Origin of the sequence: Klebsiella sp. X13, from assembly GCF_003323835.1 — a bacterium.
GTDB classification, from domain to species: Bacteria; Pseudomonadota; Gammaproteobacteria; order Enterobacterales; family Enterobacteriaceae; genus Klebsiella; species Klebsiella ornithinolytica.
Genome location: NZ_CP030874.1, coordinates 2,196,306 through 2,211,781, shown reverse-complemented (window position 1 = coordinate 2,211,781; position 15,476 = coordinate 2,196,306). Strand labels below are relative to the sequence as shown.

General features: G+C 53.6%; 16 protein-coding genes and 1 other annotated feature. Of the genes, 4 read left to right on the top strand and 12 right to left on the bottom strand.

The annotated features are described in order from the left end of the window. The first annotated feature begins 94 nt into the window (after positions 1-94). The gene (locus DSD31_RS10525) at positions 95-895 is read left to right on the top strand and encodes a MetQ/NlpA family ABC transporter substrate-binding protein (protein WP_004863338.1); all 801 of its coding nucleotides are present in this window, start codon (positions 95-97) and stop codon (positions 893-895) included. Positions 896-947: 52 nt separating this feature from the next. On the opposite strand, the gene btuC is transcribed toward DSD31_RS10525, so the two are convergent. Both btuC and DSD31_RS10515 read right to left on the bottom strand, forming a co-directional pair. Beyond that, entirely contained in the window at positions 948-1,934 is a 987-nt protein-coding gene (gene btuC / locus DSD31_RS10520) for a vitamin B12 ABC transporter permease BtuC (RefSeq protein WP_015584105.1), read from the bottom strand. Between the two features lie 152 nt (positions 1,935-2,086). Beyond that, entirely contained in the window at positions 2,087-3,520 is a 1,434-nt protein-coding gene (locus DSD31_RS10515; RefSeq protein ID WP_113991030.1) for a gluconate:proton symporter, read from the bottom strand. Between the two features lie 278 nt (positions 3,521-3,798). On the opposite strand from DSD31_RS10515, the gene admX reads away from it, so the two are divergent. Genes admX through DSD31_RS10500 form a run of 3 tightly spaced genes read left to right on the top strand, consistent with a single transcriptional unit; the run spans position 3,799 to position 6,367 of the window. Further along, entirely contained in the window at positions 3,799-4,722 is a 924-nt protein-coding gene (gene admX, locus DSD31_RS10510) for an HTH-type transcriptional regulator AdmX (RefSeq protein ID WP_004863346.1), read from the top strand. Positions 4,723-4,763: 41 nt separating this feature from the next. Continuing rightward, positions 4,764-6,017 (top strand): D-amino acid dehydrogenase, encoded by a 1,254-nt coding sequence (locus DSD31_RS10505; protein WP_069475857.1) that lies wholly within the window; start codon positions 4,764-4,766, stop codon positions 6,015-6,017. Next, entirely contained in the window at positions 6,014-6,367 is a 354-nt protein-coding gene (locus DSD31_RS10500; RefSeq protein WP_004863350.1) for a RidA family protein, read from the top strand. Before DSD31_RS10505 ends, DSD31_RS10500 begins: the two co-directional genes overlap by 4 nt. A gap of 53 nt (positions 6,368-6,420) precedes the next feature. Here DSD31_RS10500 and ihfA read toward each other — a convergent pair whose 3' ends face one another. The 10 genes from ihfA to DSD31_RS10455 all read right to left on the bottom strand — a co-directional run bounded on the left by ihfA (position 6,421) and on the right by DSD31_RS10455 (position 15,422). Then, entirely contained in the window at positions 6,421-6,720 is a 300-nt protein-coding gene (ihfA, locus tag DSD31_RS10495) for an integration host factor subunit alpha (protein WP_004102960.1), read from the bottom strand. 4 nt (positions 6,721-6,724) lie between these two features. Then, positions 6,725-9,112 (bottom strand): phenylalanine--tRNA ligase subunit beta, encoded by a 2,388-nt coding sequence (gene pheT, locus DSD31_RS10490; protein WP_004863353.1) that lies wholly within the window; start codon positions 9,110-9,112, stop codon positions 6,725-6,727. A gap of 15 nt (positions 9,113-9,127) precedes the next feature. Continuing rightward, entirely contained in the window at positions 9,128-10,111 is a 984-nt protein-coding gene (gene pheS, locus DSD31_RS10485; RefSeq protein ID WP_004863355.1) for a phenylalanine--tRNA ligase subunit alpha, read from the bottom strand. Positions 10,112-10,285: 174 nt separating this feature from the next. Beyond that, positions 10,286-10,411, bottom strand: a sequence feature (Phe leader region). Further along, entirely contained in the window at positions 10,362-10,406 is a 45-nt protein-coding gene (pheM, locus tag DSD31_RS26165) for a pheST operon leader peptide PheM (RefSeq protein WP_001386830.1), read from the bottom strand. Its footprint overlaps the feature before it by 45 nt. Before the next feature lie 118 nt (positions 10,412-10,529). Continuing rightward, positions 10,530-10,886, bottom strand: a complete 357-nt coding sequence (rplT, locus tag DSD31_RS10480; RefSeq protein ID WP_004102963.1) for a 50S ribosomal protein L20 — start codon at positions 10,884-10,886, stop codon at positions 10,530-10,532. A gap of 51 nt (positions 10,887-10,937) precedes the next feature. Further along, positions 10,938-11,135: a 50S ribosomal protein L35 gene (gene rpmI / locus DSD31_RS10475; protein ID WP_001124225.1), complete on the bottom strand. Its 198-nt coding sequence runs from the start codon at positions 11,133-11,135 to the stop codon at positions 10,938-10,940. 96 nt (positions 11,136-11,231) lie between these two features. Continuing rightward, complete coding sequence (infC, locus tag DSD31_RS10470; protein WP_049267827.1) at positions 11,232-11,774, bottom strand: translation initiation factor IF-3; 543 nt, start codon at positions 11,772-11,774, stop codon at positions 11,232-11,234. A gap of 3 nt (positions 11,775-11,777) precedes the next feature. Beyond that, entirely contained in the window at positions 11,778-13,706 is a 1,929-nt protein-coding gene (thrS, locus tag DSD31_RS10465; protein WP_015584103.1) for a threonine--tRNA ligase, read from the bottom strand. Positions 13,707-14,159: 453 nt separating this feature from the next. Next, on the bottom strand, positions 14,160-14,393 hold the full coding sequence (locus tag DSD31_RS10460; protein WP_004863364.1) for a YdgH/BhsA/McbA family protein: 234 nt from the start codon (positions 14,391-14,393) through the stop codon (positions 14,160-14,162). Between the two features lie 270 nt (positions 14,394-14,663). Then, positions 14,664-15,422 (bottom strand): DUF481 domain-containing protein, encoded by a 759-nt coding sequence (locus DSD31_RS10455; protein ID WP_004863367.1) that lies wholly within the window; start codon positions 15,420-15,422, stop codon positions 14,664-14,666. Positions 15,423-15,476 lie beyond the last annotated feature (54 nt).

The window sequence follows — 15,476 nt, the reverse complement described above, 5'->3', positions numbered from 1 at the left end:
TTCCTCTCAATATGGTCAGCAGACAATTCAGTGTACAGTGTTAAATGGATGTAATAGCCTTTTGTTATGGACTAATTTGAGAGAGTTTTTATAGATGAAAAAGTTGTTAAGCTCAGTGTTAATCGCCACATCGGTAGTATTGTTATCGGCCTGCTCTCCTGACGATAACAACAAAGTTAAGGTGGCGATTAACACCGGACCGGATGAAGCCATCTGGAAAGTGGTTGAGCAGGTGGCGAAGGATAAATACAACCTCGACGTTGAGGTTATCTCTTTCAATGACTACGTACTGCCAAATGAAGCGTTAAATAATAAAGACGTCGATGCTAACGCCTTCCAGACGCTGCCCTATCTCGAGGCGCAGTCCAAAGAGCGCGGCTACAAATTTGCCATCGTTGGCAAAACGTTCGTCTTCCCGATTGCCGCTTATTCACGCAAAATTAAACATATCAACGAGCTGCCGGACGGCGCAACGGTATCTATCTCTAACGAAACCACGACCTTAGGCCGCAGCCTGCTCCTGCTGCAGGCGCAGGGCTTAATCAAACTGAAAGAGGGCGTGGGCTATCTGCCGACGTCGCTGGATATTATCGACAACCCGAAACATTTGAAAATTGTTGAAGTCGATACGCCGCAGCTGACCCGTACTCTCGACGATCCGAACGTCGCGCTGTCGATTATTAACACCAACTTCTCCGCGCAGGCAGGTCTTTCCGCGGCCCGCGATGGTTTATTTATGGAAGGACCGGACTCTCCGTATGTGAATGCCATCGTTTCACGTGAAGAGAATAAAGACAGTAAAAAGATTCAGCAGTTGAAAGAGGCCTTCCAGACCAAAGAAGTCGCCGATAAAGCCATGGAAGTATACAAAGGCGATGCGATCAAAGGCTGGTAAGCCCCAGCGTCCCGCCCCTGGCGCAGCGATCATGGCTGCGCCAGCCCACCGCTTATTGCGAATGCACGGATTTCAGCAGTAGCCAGATGAAGACCGGCGCGCCCAGCGTCGCGGTGACCACGCCGATCGGTAATTCCGCCGCCGACAGCGCCAGGCGGGCAATGATATCGGCGCCGAGCAGCGCACTGGCGCCGGCAAGCACGCAGGCCGGAAGCAGCACCCGATGATCGCTCAAGCCGCACAGGCGAAGAATATGCGGTATCACCAGCCCAATAAATCCAATTGCCCCAGCCAGCGCCACGCTCACGCCAACCAGCCAGCCTGTCGCCACCACCAGCAGCCTGCGCCATAGCCAGAGAGGCAGCCCCAGCTGACGAGCGGACACCTCTCCCAGCGCCAGGAGATTCAGCGGCTGTGATTGCAGACACGCCCAGATAAGTACCGGCAACAGCGCCAGCATCAGCCACAGCTGCTGCCAGTCCACGCCGCCAAACCCGCCCATCATCCAGTACATGAGTTGACGCAAGTCGAAAGAGGTGGAGAAATAGACCGCCCAGGTCATCAACGCGCTACAGATAATGCCGAGCGCGACGCCCGCCAGCAGCAGACGGCTGGTTGACAGATGCCGCCGGGCAAAACGCAGCAGAATAAAAGTAATCACCAGCGCACCGGCAATCGCGCACAGCCCCAGCGCCCATCCCGGCAGATAGCCTTTGCCCAGCAACACCGCAGCAATTAACCCCACGCCAGCGCCGTTAGAAACGCCCAGCAGCCCCGGTTCCGCCAGCGGGTTTTCGAATAATGCCTGCATGATCGCCCCGGAGAGTGCCAGCGCGGCGCCCACCAGCAGAACGGCCAACGTCCGCGGCAGACGAATCTGCCAGATAAACAGCTGCCCTTTGGCGCTGAACCACTCCTGCGGACCAATCCACTGGTCTCCGGCGCAGAGACTGACGGTCAACATGGCGAGGAGCAGCAGCAGGAGTGCAATAAGCCAGCGCCGGCTGCGGCGCTGTTGAGTTTGGACAAAGGTCAGCATAATTTCCGTCATGCCAGAAAGAGATGCCGTTGATTTTACGGTGGCGATAGAGGTGAGAAAAGCAAAACCTCCCGCAGGGGAAGAGATAACCTGATGATCCAATGGCCACAACGGCGGGACATCGGCCCCGCCGCGCTGAGCAGAAAGGTCTCTTACACCAGCACCTGAAACAGCAGAGCGAAGAGAATAATGTTAGCAATCACGATAGCCCAGCCGTTATAGAGCATGTACTTGAGATGGGTCGACTGCGCCAGCCCCATCTGCCCGAACATGTCCGAAGAGGGGAACGGGCCAAACCAGTCCACCTGCGATGAAGCCAGCAGAACCGCAGTGGTTCCCTGCGGCGGGACGCCGGCAGCCATCAACATCGGGCCAAAAATCTTGTGGGTAAAGGTCATCTGCGCCACCGCCGCGCCGGGAACATGGCCAATGATATTGAAGGCGAAAATACAAAAGCACAGCCAGGCCGGGGAGATCCCTTCCAGCAGCGGCTGGGTGTAGTCCAGCAGCCCCTGATAGGCATGGAGCCCATCCATCAGTTCAAGAATCGGGTTATAGAGCCAGTAGAGGATAAACATCCACACCAGACGGCCGCAGCCGTGATACAGCGCCTGCAAAATCTGCGTGGGCCGTAGGCCGCCGACCAGTCCGGTGATCAACGCCACCAGCAGCATCACAATAATCGCGAAGCTAAAGCCGGCTTTTATCACTACCCCAACCACCGCCATCACGATAATCGTTGCCGCAAACGCCAGCGCGCTGAGCTTTTTGCGCCTTGAAACGGCGGCACTGGCTTGCTCCTGCGTTTTTTCAGACAGGTCGACCTCATACCGCAGCTTCCCTTCGGTCATCTTCTGAATCCGCCCCGCCATCACCCAGCCGGCCAGCAAAGTCACCGCACTCATTGGCAACCCGACATACAGCAAATAGTCCGGATAGCTGAGGCCGCCAAGCTTGAGAATCGTCACGGTACTCGGCGTAAACGGCCCGGTAAAAAGCCCGATGGAGCCGGCGGTCATCATCAGCGCGGCCACCGTCGGCGGCGTCAGTCTGACCGCCGCGGCAACCGGAATAATTACCGCCACGATGATCGCATTTCCCCCGGCCATGGTCCCCAGGGCGCCGCAGATGAGAATCGACGAAATGACAATACCCAGTTTAACCCGGGTCTGACTCGACAGCCCGATACGATGAACCAAAAATTTCACCAGCTCCACCGCGGCGCCGGTACGAGTCGCCACTTCTCCGACACCGGCACCGAGCATAATGATTAACCCGACGGTGGCAATAAAAGAGCCGGTCGATTTTGCCAGCATTGTTCCCATTTCAGGCAAGCTGGTCGAGGTCATAATCATCGCAATAATAATGGATGAGATCACCGCCAGCACAATATCTACCCCGACGAGCGAGAGGATGGCGAGGGCGACAAGCGGTGTAAAACTCAGCAAGCCGAGTTCGTCTGCGGGGTGTCCATGGCACCAAAATGCCGTCGCTAAAAACAGCCCTAATAACAGGCCAATAATAATATTTTTTCTGGTGATATTCTGTCTGGCTAGCGGGTTGCCAGAGAGCGTTGAGTCACTCATATAACTCCTTGATGCCAATAAAACCGGCCGCTATTGGGACGCGGTGTATTCGGGCCTGCTCAGAAAATATCCCCCTCGTTATAATGTGTTGGCTTGGTTGCCTGAGGGTGTATGTAGGGACAACAGGTATTGTTCTGAGAATCGGATTATCCGCCGGAAGGCGGCGCAGTCAGCGCGATAAGTAAACAGCTCGCTGATTGCGGATTAAATTTATGTTAACTTCATGTTATTGGAAAATGACTTTTTATCTGGCCTCTATAACCCTGAGTTAACTCCTCATGAAACTGCGTCACCTGGAAATCTTCCACGCCGTGATGACTTGCGGCACGCTTTCCCGAGCAGCGGAATCGCTCAATATCTCTCAACCCGCCGCCAGCAAAGCGCTAAAAAACGCCGAGCAGAAGCTCGGTTTTAAACTTTTTCAGCGGGTACGCGGTAAACTGCTGCCCAGTAGCGAAGCGCTGATGCTGTTTGAAAAAGCTCAGAATATTTATCAGGATCTAGATAACCTCCGCCTGCTCGCCGATAACCTGGCCCGCGACCCCCGGGCCAAAATGAGCCTCGGTTGTCTGCCGAGCCTTGGGTTGAGTCTGGTCCCGGAGCTGGTCACCGATTTCTATCAACAAAATGCCAATCTGGTGATGACACTCACCACCGAACACACTGAGACATTGGTCAAAAAACTGGATCTGCGCGAGATCGATCTGGCCCTGACGCTACAGCCCGTCCAGCAAGGGGAGATCACCAGCACCGCTATCGCTGAGGTCCCGCTGGTATACATTGACCGAGACTATCGCCAGGGAGAAGTGGCGATTGAGGAGATTGACCAGCAGCGGTGGATCTCGCCAGGACCACACTCCCTCTCCGCGGCCATTGCGACCCGCCGCGATTTTTCGACCACCCGTCTGAACGTGCAGACCTACTACATGGCCACCGAATTTGTGAAACGCGGCATGGGATGCAGCATTACCGATATTTTTTCCGCCCGGCATAACCTGGCGCCGGCGATGATTCATCCGATCGCGCCGCCGATGATGATCACCCTGTGTTTACTGCGTCGGGCAGACGTTTCACTCAGCCCGATCAGCCAGAAGTTTGTCGATTTTCTCTGCACCCGGCTCCGCCAGCAGCTGCAGGAGATTAACCTGGAGTTATACCCTGAAAATAAAAAGTCAATTGCGCCGCAGAGGCAAATGCTTTGACATAAAGCCCATGCATTTATCAGCGGTGGGTTTATCAGGTTATGAAAAAGCGCATTGTCATTATCGGCGGCGGTGTTATCGGGCTGGCAACAGCTTATGAGTTAATCAAGAGCGGTCATCAGGTCCAGTTGCTGGAACGTCAGGCGAAGCCAGGTCTGGCAACCAGCTTTGCCAACGGCGGGCAGCTTAGCTACCGGTATGTGGCCCCCCTGGCCGATCGTGGCGTTCCCCTGCAGGGGATGAAATGGATGGGTAAAGCCGACTCGCCTCTCAATATGCGTTTGAAAATGTCGGCGGATCAATGGCGCTGGCTGCTGCAGTTTCTCCGCGCCTGTAATAGCCAGACGAATAAGCTCAACGGCGATCATATATTGCGCTTGTCGCTGCTCAGCCGTCAGGTGATGCAGGAGTGGCTGACGGCGGATAATCTGCACGACTTTCACTGGCGGCGTTCCGGGAAATTGATCGTTCATCGCCGGACATATGATTTTAATAAAGCCGCCAAAGGTATCAGCCCGCAATATCAGCAAGCGTTGAATGCCGACGAGTGTATTCAACTTGAACCGGCGCTGAAATATATTCACCCTTCGCTGCAGGGCGGTATTTATTCGCCCGGCGATGAGACCGCCGACTGTCAAAAATTCTGCCAGGCGCTGCTGGAGAAGCTGCATGCCAGCGCCAGCTTTACTCTGACCAGCGATTGTGAGGTGCTGCGCCTGAATAAAAAAGGCGCCCGCATTGATTCTGTCGATACCCGTCAGGGAACGATGGTCGGCGATGAGTACATCGTGGCGGCAGGAAACGGCAGCGGTCCCCTGCTGGCCGGTACCGGTATTCGCGTGCCGCTGTGCGCTCTGAAAGGCTACAGCCTGACGCTCCCCTACCCCACAAAGCCCGGGATTGCGCCTGATATCAGCGTAACGGATTATGGCCATAAAGTGGTCTACGCCCGGCTGGGCGATCGGCTGCGCATTGCCGCCATGGTCGATATTGGCTACGACGGCGATGAACTGCGCCCCGAGCGTATCCAGGCGCTAAAAAAGATCGTCACCCGCAGCTTCCCTGAGTTGCAGGGCGTTGAGGATGCAGAGGCCTGGTGCGGTATGCGCCCTTCAACCCCCGCGGGTCCCCCTCTGCTTGGTCGTGCCGGGTATCAGAACCTGTGGATGAACCTCGGTCAGGGTAGCCTCGGCTTTACTCTGGCCGCCGGCAGCGCGGTGGTGCTCGGCGCGCTACTCAACGGCGCAAGTCCCGCCATTTCTTTAGAAGGTCTGACATGGGAACACTCAGCATGAAAATAGAACGTCATCATTCGCAGCCCCGCCTTTCCGCCAGCGTCGGGTACGGCGATCTGATCTTTTTATCAGGGCAAACCCCGGCAAGCAGCGATGACGATATCCGCCAGCAAACCCGGGAGGTTTTAGCAAAAATTGACGCTCTGCTGGCCGAAGCCGGCAGTGATAATCGTCATATTCTGTCTGCTCAGGTGTGGCTGAAGACGATGGCACGTGATTTTGCCGGGTTTAACGAGGTCTGGGTCGCCTGGATGCCGGAAGGTCACAGCCCGGCACGCGCGGCCGTCCAGGCGGAAATGGCACGCCCTGATATCCTCGTCGAGGTGATGGTTACTGCCGTAAGAAGTTGATTTACGCCACAAAAGAAAAAGGCCGCATCAGCGGCCTTTTTAGTTAGTTCAGATTATTTGTCTCTGGGCGAAGCGTTTTCGACACGGCTTTTAAGTTTCTGACCGGGTCTGAAGGTCACCACACGCCGGGCTGTAATGGGAATATCTTCCCCCGTTTTCGGGTTACGACCCGGGCGTTGGTTTTTATCCCGCAAATCGAAGTTGCCGAACCCGGAGAGTTTTACCTGTTCTCCGTTTTCCAGAGCACGACGCACCTCTTCGAAAAACAACTCTACCAGCTCTTTGGCATCCCGCTTGCTAAGCCCAAGCTTATCAAACAGATATTCTGACATTTCAGCTTTTGTAAGCGCCATAGGTTCAATCCCTCAATGATGCCTGGAATCGCTCTTTTAATGCCTCTACACATCTGGCAACGGTAGCGGCAATCTCCTCTTCTTCGAGTGTACGGCTGGTATCCTGCAGGATGAGGCTAATCGCAAGGCTCTTACTGCCTTCCGCCACCCCTTTACCACGGTACACGTCAAATAAGTTTACGCCAACTACCTGATTTACGCCAACTTTCTTACACTCTGTCAAAACATCGGCTGCAGGTACGTTTTCCGCGACAACAACGGCGATATCACGACGGTTCGCCGGGAAACGAGAAATCTCGCGCGCCTGAGGCACCACGCGGTCTGCAAGCTTGTTCCACTCCAGCTCGAACGCTAAAGTCCGGCCGTTCAGATCCAGTTTACGTTCCAGTTCAGGATGAACAACCCCAATGAAACCAATACGTTCACCTTTCAGATAAATCGCGGCTGACTGCCCCGGATGCAGTGCGCTGTTCGCTTCTGCGCGGAATTCGATATCCGCTAATTTGCCGGTCAGGTCGAGAATGGACTCCAGATCGCCTTTCAGATCGTAGAAATCAACGGTCTCTTTTGCCAGATTCCAGTGCTCTTCGTAGCGGTTGCCGCAAATCACACCGGCCAGCATCACGTCCTGACGAATGCCCAGCGGAGCCTGGGTATCCGGAACAAAACGCAAACCGCTTTCAAAAATGCGGACGCGGCTTTGCTGACGGTTCTGGTTGTACACCACCGTACCCAGCAGACCGGTCAGCAGCGACAGACGCATCGCCGACATTTCGCTGGAGATAGGGCTCGGCAGAATCAGGGCTTCTTCACCCGGGTGAATCAGCTGCTGCACTTTCGGGTCAACAAAGCTGTAGGTGATGACTTCCTGGTAGCCCTTGTCGTTAAGCAGCGTTTTTACACGTTTCAGCGACAGATTAGCTTCGCGGTGGGTGCCCATAATCAGCCCCGCCTGCACCGGCCGATCCGGAATATTGTTATACCCGTAAACGCGGGCCACCTCTTCGACCAGGTCCTCTTCGATGGCAATATCGAAGCGCCAGCTCGGTGCAACGGCCTGCCACTCACCATCGCCGACGGTCACCTCACAGCCCAGGCGAGTCAGAATATCGCTCACCTGCGCATCATCAATATGATGGCCAATCAGACGATCCAGTTTGCTACGACGCAGGGTAATGGTCGCCGCCTTCGGCAACGCAGCTTCGTTGGTCGCATCGATAACCGGGCCCGCTTCGCCGCCGCAGATATCGATCAGCAGGCGGGTTGCACGTTCCATCGCTTTATACTGCAGCGCTGAATCCACGCCGCGCTCATAGCGATGAGACGCATCGGTGTGCAGACCGTGGCGACGCGCGCGGCCAGTGATCGACAGTGGGCTGAAGAACGCGCATTCCAGCAGCACGTTCTGCGTTTCGTCATTGACGCCAGAGTGTTCACCGCCAAAGATGCCGCCCATAGCCAGCGCTTTGTGATGGTCGGCAATGACCAGGGTATCGGTATCCAGTTTGGCTTCGGTCCCGTCCAGCAGAACCAGTTTCTCACCCTCTTTCGCCATTCGGACCACGATCCCACCGTCAATACGGTCGCAATCGAACGCATGCATCGGTTGACCCAGCTCGAGCAGCACGTAGTTGGTGACGTCAACGACCGCATCGATGGAGCGAATCCCGCAGCGACGCAGCTTCTCTTTCATCCACAGCGGGGTTGGCGCTTTAACATTGATACCCTTCACCACGCGGCCCAGGTAGCGAGGACAGGCCTCCGGCGCTTCAACGGTGACAGGCAGAGTATCGGTAATGGTGGCGGCAACGGGGGTAATCTCCGGTGCGTTCAGCGGTTCTTTATTCAGAACGGCCACGTCGCGGGCGACGCCGATGATACCTAAGCAGTCCGCACGGTTCGGCGTGACGCTGATTTCGATCGTGTTATCGTCCAGCTGCAGATATTCACGGATATCGGTGCCAATCGGCGCATCCGCCGGCAGTTCGATAATTCCGCTATGATCGTCGGACACGCCCAGCTCAGAAAACGAGCACAGCATCCCTTCGGAAGGTTCACCGCGCAGCTTCGCGGCCTTAATTTTGAAGTCGCCCGGCAGCACGGCGCCGATGGTTGCTACGGCAACCTTTAGCCCCTGACGGCAGTTTGGCGCCCCGCAGACGATGTCCAGCAGACGTTCGCCGCCGACGTTAACTTTCGTGACGCGCAGTTTGTCGGCATTCGGGTGCTGACCGCACTCAACCACTTCACCGACAACAACGCCGTTGAAGCTACCGGCTACCGGCTCAACGCCGTCCACTTCGAGGCCCGCCATGGTGATCTGGTTAGCCAGCGCTTCGCTGTCGATCGCCGGGTTAACCCACTCGCGTAACCACAGTTCACTGAATTTCATTATTCTGTCCTGCCCTTATTTAAACTGTTTGAGGAAACGCAAATCGTTTTCGAAGAACGCGCGTAAATCGGTCACGCCGTAGCGCAGCATCGTCAGACGCTCCATCCCCATGCCGAAGGCGAAGCCGGAATAGATTTCCGGATCGATGCCAACATTGCGCAGAACGTTCGGATGCACCATTCCGCAGCCGAGGACCTCCAGCCACTTGCCGTTTTTACCCATAACGTCAACTTCCGCGGAAGGTTCGGTAAACGGGAAGTAGGACGGACGGAAACGAATCTGCAGGTCTTCCTCGAAGAAGTTATTCAGGAAGTCATGCAGCGTCCCTTTCAGGTTGGTGAAGTTGATATTGGTATCAACAATCAGACCTTCCATCTGGTGGAACATCGGCGTATGGGTCTGGTCGTAGTCGTTACGGTAAACGCGGCCCGGCGCAATAATGCGGATCGGCGGCTGCTGGTTTTCCATAGTACGAATTTGCACGCCGGAGGTTTGGGTACGCAGCAGACGCGTCGCATCAAACCAGAAGGTATCGTGATCGGCACGGGCCGGGTGGTGGCCCGGAATGTTCAACGCATCAAAGTTGTGGTAGTCATCTTCGATTTCCGGACCGGTCGCGACGGTGAAGCCAAGCTCACCGAAGAAGTGCTCGATACGGTCGATGGTGCGTGTCACCGGATGCAGCCCGCCGTTCTCGATCCGACGACCGGGCAGAGAGACATCGATAGTCTCTGCGGCCAGACGCGCATTCAGCGCTGCGCCTTCCAGATCCGCTTTACGCGCGTTAAGCGCCTGCTGAACCTGCTCTTTCGCTTCGTTGATGACCGCACCAGCCGCCGGACGCTCTTCTGGCGGCAGTTCACGCAGGGTTGTCATCTGAAGGGTCAGATGCCCTTTCTTCCCCAGGTATTCCACGCGGACGTTGTCCAGCGCGGCAACATCTGATGCCTCATTAATGGCTGCCTTCGCACTGGCAACCAGCTCTGCGAGATGTGACATGGTTTTCCTCATTATGTCGGTGCAGACACCGGTTATGATCATTATTTTATTCTGACTATTTCGAGTCACAGGCGGCGTCGGGCCGCATGGCACTTAGCACAGAAAAATCGCTGTCGCCGGATGCGCACTCAGCCCGCGCACCTGCAGCTTGAAATAGAATGAACACGTTCATATACGAAAAAAGCCTCCACAGTGGGAGGCTTTCTGGCGCTGTTTTCCGTTTCTTCTTTCACGCGCTAGCCTCCTGAGTTCAGGTGCTAAAGTAAAAAAAGAAGCGGAAAATAGCAGCATTCATGCTTGCATTACCTTGTCTGGTACGAAACGTAAGACCTGTATTGAAAAGCTTACGGCAATAAAAGTCAATGTATTGATGGTGTTGAAACGAAAAGAGGGAGACAAGCTCCCTCTTTCAACTGGCTTATGCCAGAGCTGCTTTCGCTTTTTCGACCAGCGCGGTGAACGCTAATTTGTCGAATACGGCGATGTCAGCCAGGATCTTACGGTCGATTTCAACAGAGGCTTTTTTCAGGCCGTTGATGAATTTGCTGTAAGAAATACCGTTCTGACGTGCTGCTGCGTTGATACGCGCAATCCACAGTTGACGGAACTGACGCTTTTTCTGACGACGGTCACGATAAGCGTACTGACCAGCTTTGATAACAGCCTGGAAGGCAACGCGGTATACGCGAGAACGCGCACCGTAGTAGCCTTTAGCTTGTTTCAAAATTTTCTTGTGACGTGCACGGGCAACTACACCACGTTTTACGCGAGCCATATGTGCTCTCCTGTATCTATTCTAATTAAAAAGTTTAAAAGGGTTAACGACTTATGCGTACGGCAGGCACGCAATTACCAGGCCCAGATCGCCTTTGGAAACCATGGCTTTCGGACGCAGGTGACGTTTACGCTTGGTAGCTTTTTTAGTCAGAATGTGACGCAGGTTAGCGTGCTTGTGCTTAAAACCACCTTTACCGGTTTTTTTGAAGCGCTTAGCAGCACCGCGTACGGTCTTAATTTTTGGCATTTTAATAACTTCCACTTCGCATTGTTAATAAACGAAACATAGGCGAACAACGCCTGCGAAGCCTGAGGGCTCCACAGGAGTTGCTACTTGAAGGCCTTACTGTTTCTTCTTAGGAGCGAGCACCATGATCATCTGGCGGCCTTCGATCTTCGACGGGAAGGATTCGACCACTGCCAGTTCACTCAGATCGTCACGGACGCGGTTAAGCACTTCCATACCGATCTGCTGGTGAGCCATCTCACGACCGCGGAAACGCAGCGTGATCTTAGCTTTATCACCCTCTTCCAGAAAGCGAACCAGGCTGCGGAGTTTTACCTGGTAGTCGCCATCATCGGTGCCAGGACGGAATTTGATTTCCTTAACCTGGATAACTTTTTGCTTTTTCTTCTGTTCCTTAGAAGACTTGCTCTTTTCATAGAGGAATTTGCCGTAATCCATAATACGACAAACCGGCGGCTCGGCGTTAGGGCTGATTTCGACTAAGTCTACTCCGGCTTCTTCAGCTTTTTCCAGAGCTTCTCTCAGACTCACAATACCAAGCTGCTCGCCTTCCAGACCTGTTAAGCGAACTTCTTGCGCGCGAATTTCGCCATTAATACGATTCGGACGCGCCGTTTGAACTCGTTTTCCGCCTTTAATACCTTATTCCTCCAGTTGTTGAAGACTGCGGCTGCGAATCTCTTGTTGCAGCTTTTCGATCACTTCATTTACGTCCATGCTGCCGAGGTCTTTACCACGACGGGTACGCACGGCCACTTTGCCGGCTTCGACTTCTTTGTCGCCACAGACCAACATATACGGGACACGACGTAAAGTGTGCTCGCGGATTTTAAAGCCAATCTTCTCATTTCTCAAGTCCGCTTTTACCCGAATGCCCGCATTTTGTAGTTTACGAGTCAATTCGTTAACGTATTCAGACTGAGAATCGGTAATATTCATCACCACGACCTGCACCGGCGCAAGCCAGGTTGGGAAGAAGCCGGCAAACTCTTCGGTCAGGATGCCAATGAAGCGCTCCATAGACCCCAGAATTGCGCGGTGAATCATTACCGGTACCTGACGCTCGTTATTTTCGCCCACATAAGAAGCGCTTAAACGCTGCGGCAGAGAGAAGTCCAGCTGTACCGTTCCGCACTGCCATGCACGATCGAGGCAGTCATACAGAGTAAATTCAATTTTCGGACCGTAGAACGCGCCTTCACCCAGTTGATATTCAAACGGGATATTGTTTTCTTCCAGCGCGACCGCCAGATCCGCCTCAGCACGATCCCAGGTCTCGTCGCTTCCGATACGTTTTTCCGGACGAGTTGAGAGTTTGACGACGATTTTCTCGAAGCCAAAGGTGCTGTACATATCGTAGACCATACGAATACAGGCGTTCACTTCCTCACGGACCTGCTCTTCTGTACAGAAGATGTGCGCATCATCCTGAGTAAAGCCACGTACGCGCATCAGACCATGCAGCGCGCCCGAAGGCTCGTTACGATGGCAGCTACCGAACTCCGCCATACGCAGCGGCAGATCGCGGTACGATTTCAGACCCTGATTAAAGATCTGCACGTGACCCGGACAGTTCATCGGCTTGATGCAGTATTCACGGTTCTCAGAAGAGGTGGTGAACATCGCATCTTTGTAGTTGTCCCAGTGCCCGGTTTTTTCCCACAGCACGCGGTCCATCATGAACGGACCTTTTACTTCCTGGTACTGGTACTCTTTCAGCTTGGAGCGAACGAACACTTCCAGCTCGCGGAAGATTGTCCAGCCGTCGTTATGCCAGAAGACCATACCCGGCGCCTCTTCCTGCATATGATACAGGTCGAGCTGCTTGCCAATCTTGCGGTGATCACGCTTGGACGCTTCTTCCAGACGCAGCAGATGCGCGTTAAGCGCTTTTTTATCTGCCCATGCGGTACCGTAAATACGCTGCAACATCTTGTTGTTGCTGTCGCCGCGCCAGTACGCGCCTGCGGTTTTCATCAGTTTAAAGTGATGACAAAAACGCATATTCGGCACGTGCGGTCCACGGCACATGTCGACGTACTCTTCATGATGATACAAGCCAGGCTTGTCATCATGGGCGATATTTTCATCAAGAATGGAAACTTTATAAGTCTCGCCACGCTTCACAAAGGTTTCACGCGCTTCGTGCCAGCTGACTTTCTTCTTGATGACGTCATAATTCTTCTCGGCGAGCTCATGCATACGTTTTTCGAGCGCGTCGATATCTTCCTGGGTCAGCGTATGATCGAGGTCGACGTCATAATAGAAGCCGTTATCGATAACCGGGCCGATAGCCATCTTGGTGTTTGGCCACAGCTGCTTAATCGCATGACCGAGCAGATGCGCGCAGGAGTGACGAATGATTTCCAGGCCGTCTTCATCTTTTGCAGTAATGATGGAGAGGGTTGCATCGTTTTCGATGAGGTCGCTGGCATCGACCAGCTCACCATTCACTCGTCCCGCGATCGTGGCTTTCGCCAGGCCTGGACCGATATCCAGAGCAACATCCAGCGGGCTAACGGCGTGGTCAAAATGGCGTTGGCTGCCATCAGGAAGCGTAATTACAGGCATTTTATGTCCTTATTTGCAGTGGTGCCCCACACGAAAGAGCACATACAAAACAATATAATAATAATTATCAACAAGTTATAGCTCAGTTCCCGCTTCACTCTGCGAAATATGAGGACGATCGTTTACCGAGTCGTTCCCACCTGCAGCCGCCTGCTGATAACACCGACCCTTAGTTTACACATCATTAGTGCGTGTTAAAAGTCAGAACAAGATAAATGGTGGCGGTTATGGATAAAACAAGGGGGACAGAATCATATGCTGGATATTCAGCCACAGGAACAACGTGGCGGGACGGCGGACGAAAAAAGAAAAACAGCTCGTGCCACAATAGGTAATGGCAAGAAATAGCAAAGTGGAAGAATCAGTGTTGACCACCATTCAGGAAATAAACCGGTACATCTCTACCCGGCTTTATATTCCCTGAAACGTCATCATATTATCTACAGATGAAAATCAGGACCACTCGCCGGCAACAAGAGTATGGACATTAAATGCATCATCCATAGAGTGACCGGTTGATTGTGAACCGGGAGCAATATTCGATCCGGCTTCAACATCGGTCGCTTTCGCAATACCAACCTGCGTATGGTCGGTGTTGCCTGGCTGCGGGACCGGGTTCGCGGCGAATACGCCAAAAGACAGGGTGCACAGCATCACAGCCGCAGTTGCGATTTTGCTATTTTTCATGATGGTGATTCTCTTATTTACTGAAGGTTGTCCGGCAAAGATCTCATCTTCGTCGATAGTCAACAGTATAGATCCCGATCACACTTTTGTCCGACTAAATATTTAGCTATTTGTGTCAAATTATCTACAGAGTTGTCAGGAAAAAATGAATTATGAGGAAATTGTGGAGTTATTTTCTTTTTATAAAAAATAAAACGAATGACCAAAAATAATAATGCCGATGGTTGCTAATTTTAAAACAATCAGGCCGGTTTCCCGGCCTGAAATACATTACATCTTATAACCCAGAGACAGCGTCGTGCGGCGATCGGTATGATTCGGCGCCGATGACGGCGGCTCGGAGTTCCAGGTCAGGTTGTAGGCAACCCGCAGTGCAAAATGCGCATTGATGGCGACATTCAACGCACTTTCCGAGTTCAGCGTAGTGTCCTGGGCACCGAACACCGACACCCCCTGGGTGAACTTGGTGTTATCGGTCATCTGCCAGGCCCAGGTACCGGAAGCATAGCCCAGCGGCTGAGTATCATTATCGCCATCGGTATACTCGTCATAGCGCACGCCCGGACCAAATTCAAAGCGCAGGCTGTGAACCGGACCGTTCAGGATCTGACGACCATAACCCGCGGTTAAAACGTCGCGTTGTTGATAGCCATTATAGCGATCGGTCAACCAGCTGGCCTGGCCAAACACGTAGTTGCTGTCGGTCAGGTTGTAGCGACTACGGCCACCAACCGCGTATTTTTCGGAGGAGCGCTGATCGTTGGATGACGTGTTGCTGGCATTACCCCACAGCGACCATGCCGTCGTATCGCCGTACCAGGTCAACGTAGAATCCGCGGTCATTGAAGAACTTTTCGTATTTCCGGACTGCGCCAGATAACCGGCGTTAACCGCACCTTCGAAAGGTTTTTTGGCAGTGGAAGGGTCATCCATAACAGTAAAAACGGAATCATCGGCCAATGCGTGCGCAGACGCAAAGAGCCCCCCCGCCAGCAATGCCGCTGCGGGTACTGTCTTCAAAAGCTTCATTTAATTTAGAGTCCGTACAACAAAAAGAGAGACCCAGCTGGTCCCGGAAACTTT

Bases quoted from the DNA above. Each gene is read 5' to 3' on its own strand.
- DSD31_RS10525 (WP_004863338.1), top strand. From the start codon at position 95: ATGAAAAAGTTGTTAAGCTCAGTGTTAATCGCCACATCGGTAGTATTG.
- btuC (WP_015584105.1), bottom strand. From the start codon at position 1,934: ATGCTGACCTTTGTCCAAACTCAACAGCGCCGCAGCCGGCGCTGGCTT.
- DSD31_RS10515 (WP_113991030.1), bottom strand. From the start codon at position 3,520: ATGAGTGACTCAACGCTCTCTGGCAACCCGCTAGCCAGACAGAATATC.
- admX (WP_004863346.1), top strand. From the start codon at position 3,799: ATGAAACTGCGTCACCTGGAAATCTTCCACGCCGTGATGACTTGCGGC.
- DSD31_RS10505 (WP_069475857.1), top strand. From the start codon at position 4,764: ATGAAAAAGCGCATTGTCATTATCGGCGGCGGTGTTATCGGGCTGGCA.
- DSD31_RS10500 (WP_004863350.1), top strand. From the start codon at position 6,014: ATGAAAATAGAACGTCATCATTCGCAGCCCCGCCTTTCCGCCAGCGTC.
- ihfA (WP_004102960.1), bottom strand. From the start codon at position 6,720: ATGGCGCTTACAAAAGCTGAAATGTCAGAATATCTGTTTGATAAGCTT.
- pheT (WP_004863353.1), bottom strand. From the start codon at position 9,112: ATGAAATTCAGTGAACTGTGGTTACGCGAGTGGGTTAACCCGGCGATC.
- pheS (WP_004863355.1), bottom strand. From the start codon at position 10,111: ATGTCACATCTCGCAGAGCTGGTTGCCAGTGCGAAGGCAGCCATTAAT.
- rplT (WP_004102963.1), bottom strand. From the start codon at position 10,886: ATGGCTCGCGTAAAACGTGGTGTAGTTGCCCGTGCACGTCACAAGAAA.
- rpmI (WP_001124225.1), bottom strand. From the start codon at position 11,135: ATGCCAAAAATTAAGACCGTACGCGGTGCTGCTAAGCGCTTCAAAAAA.
- thrS (WP_015584103.1), bottom strand. From the start codon at position 13,706: ATGCCTGTAATTACGCTTCCTGATGGCAGCCAACGCCATTTTGACCAC.
- DSD31_RS10460 (WP_004863364.1), bottom strand. From the start codon at position 14,393: ATGAAAAATAGCAAAATCGCAACTGCGGCTGTGATGCTGTGCACCCTG.
- DSD31_RS10455 (WP_004863367.1), bottom strand. From the start codon at position 15,422: ATGAAGCTTTTGAAGACAGTACCCGCAGCGGCATTGCTGGCGGGGGGG.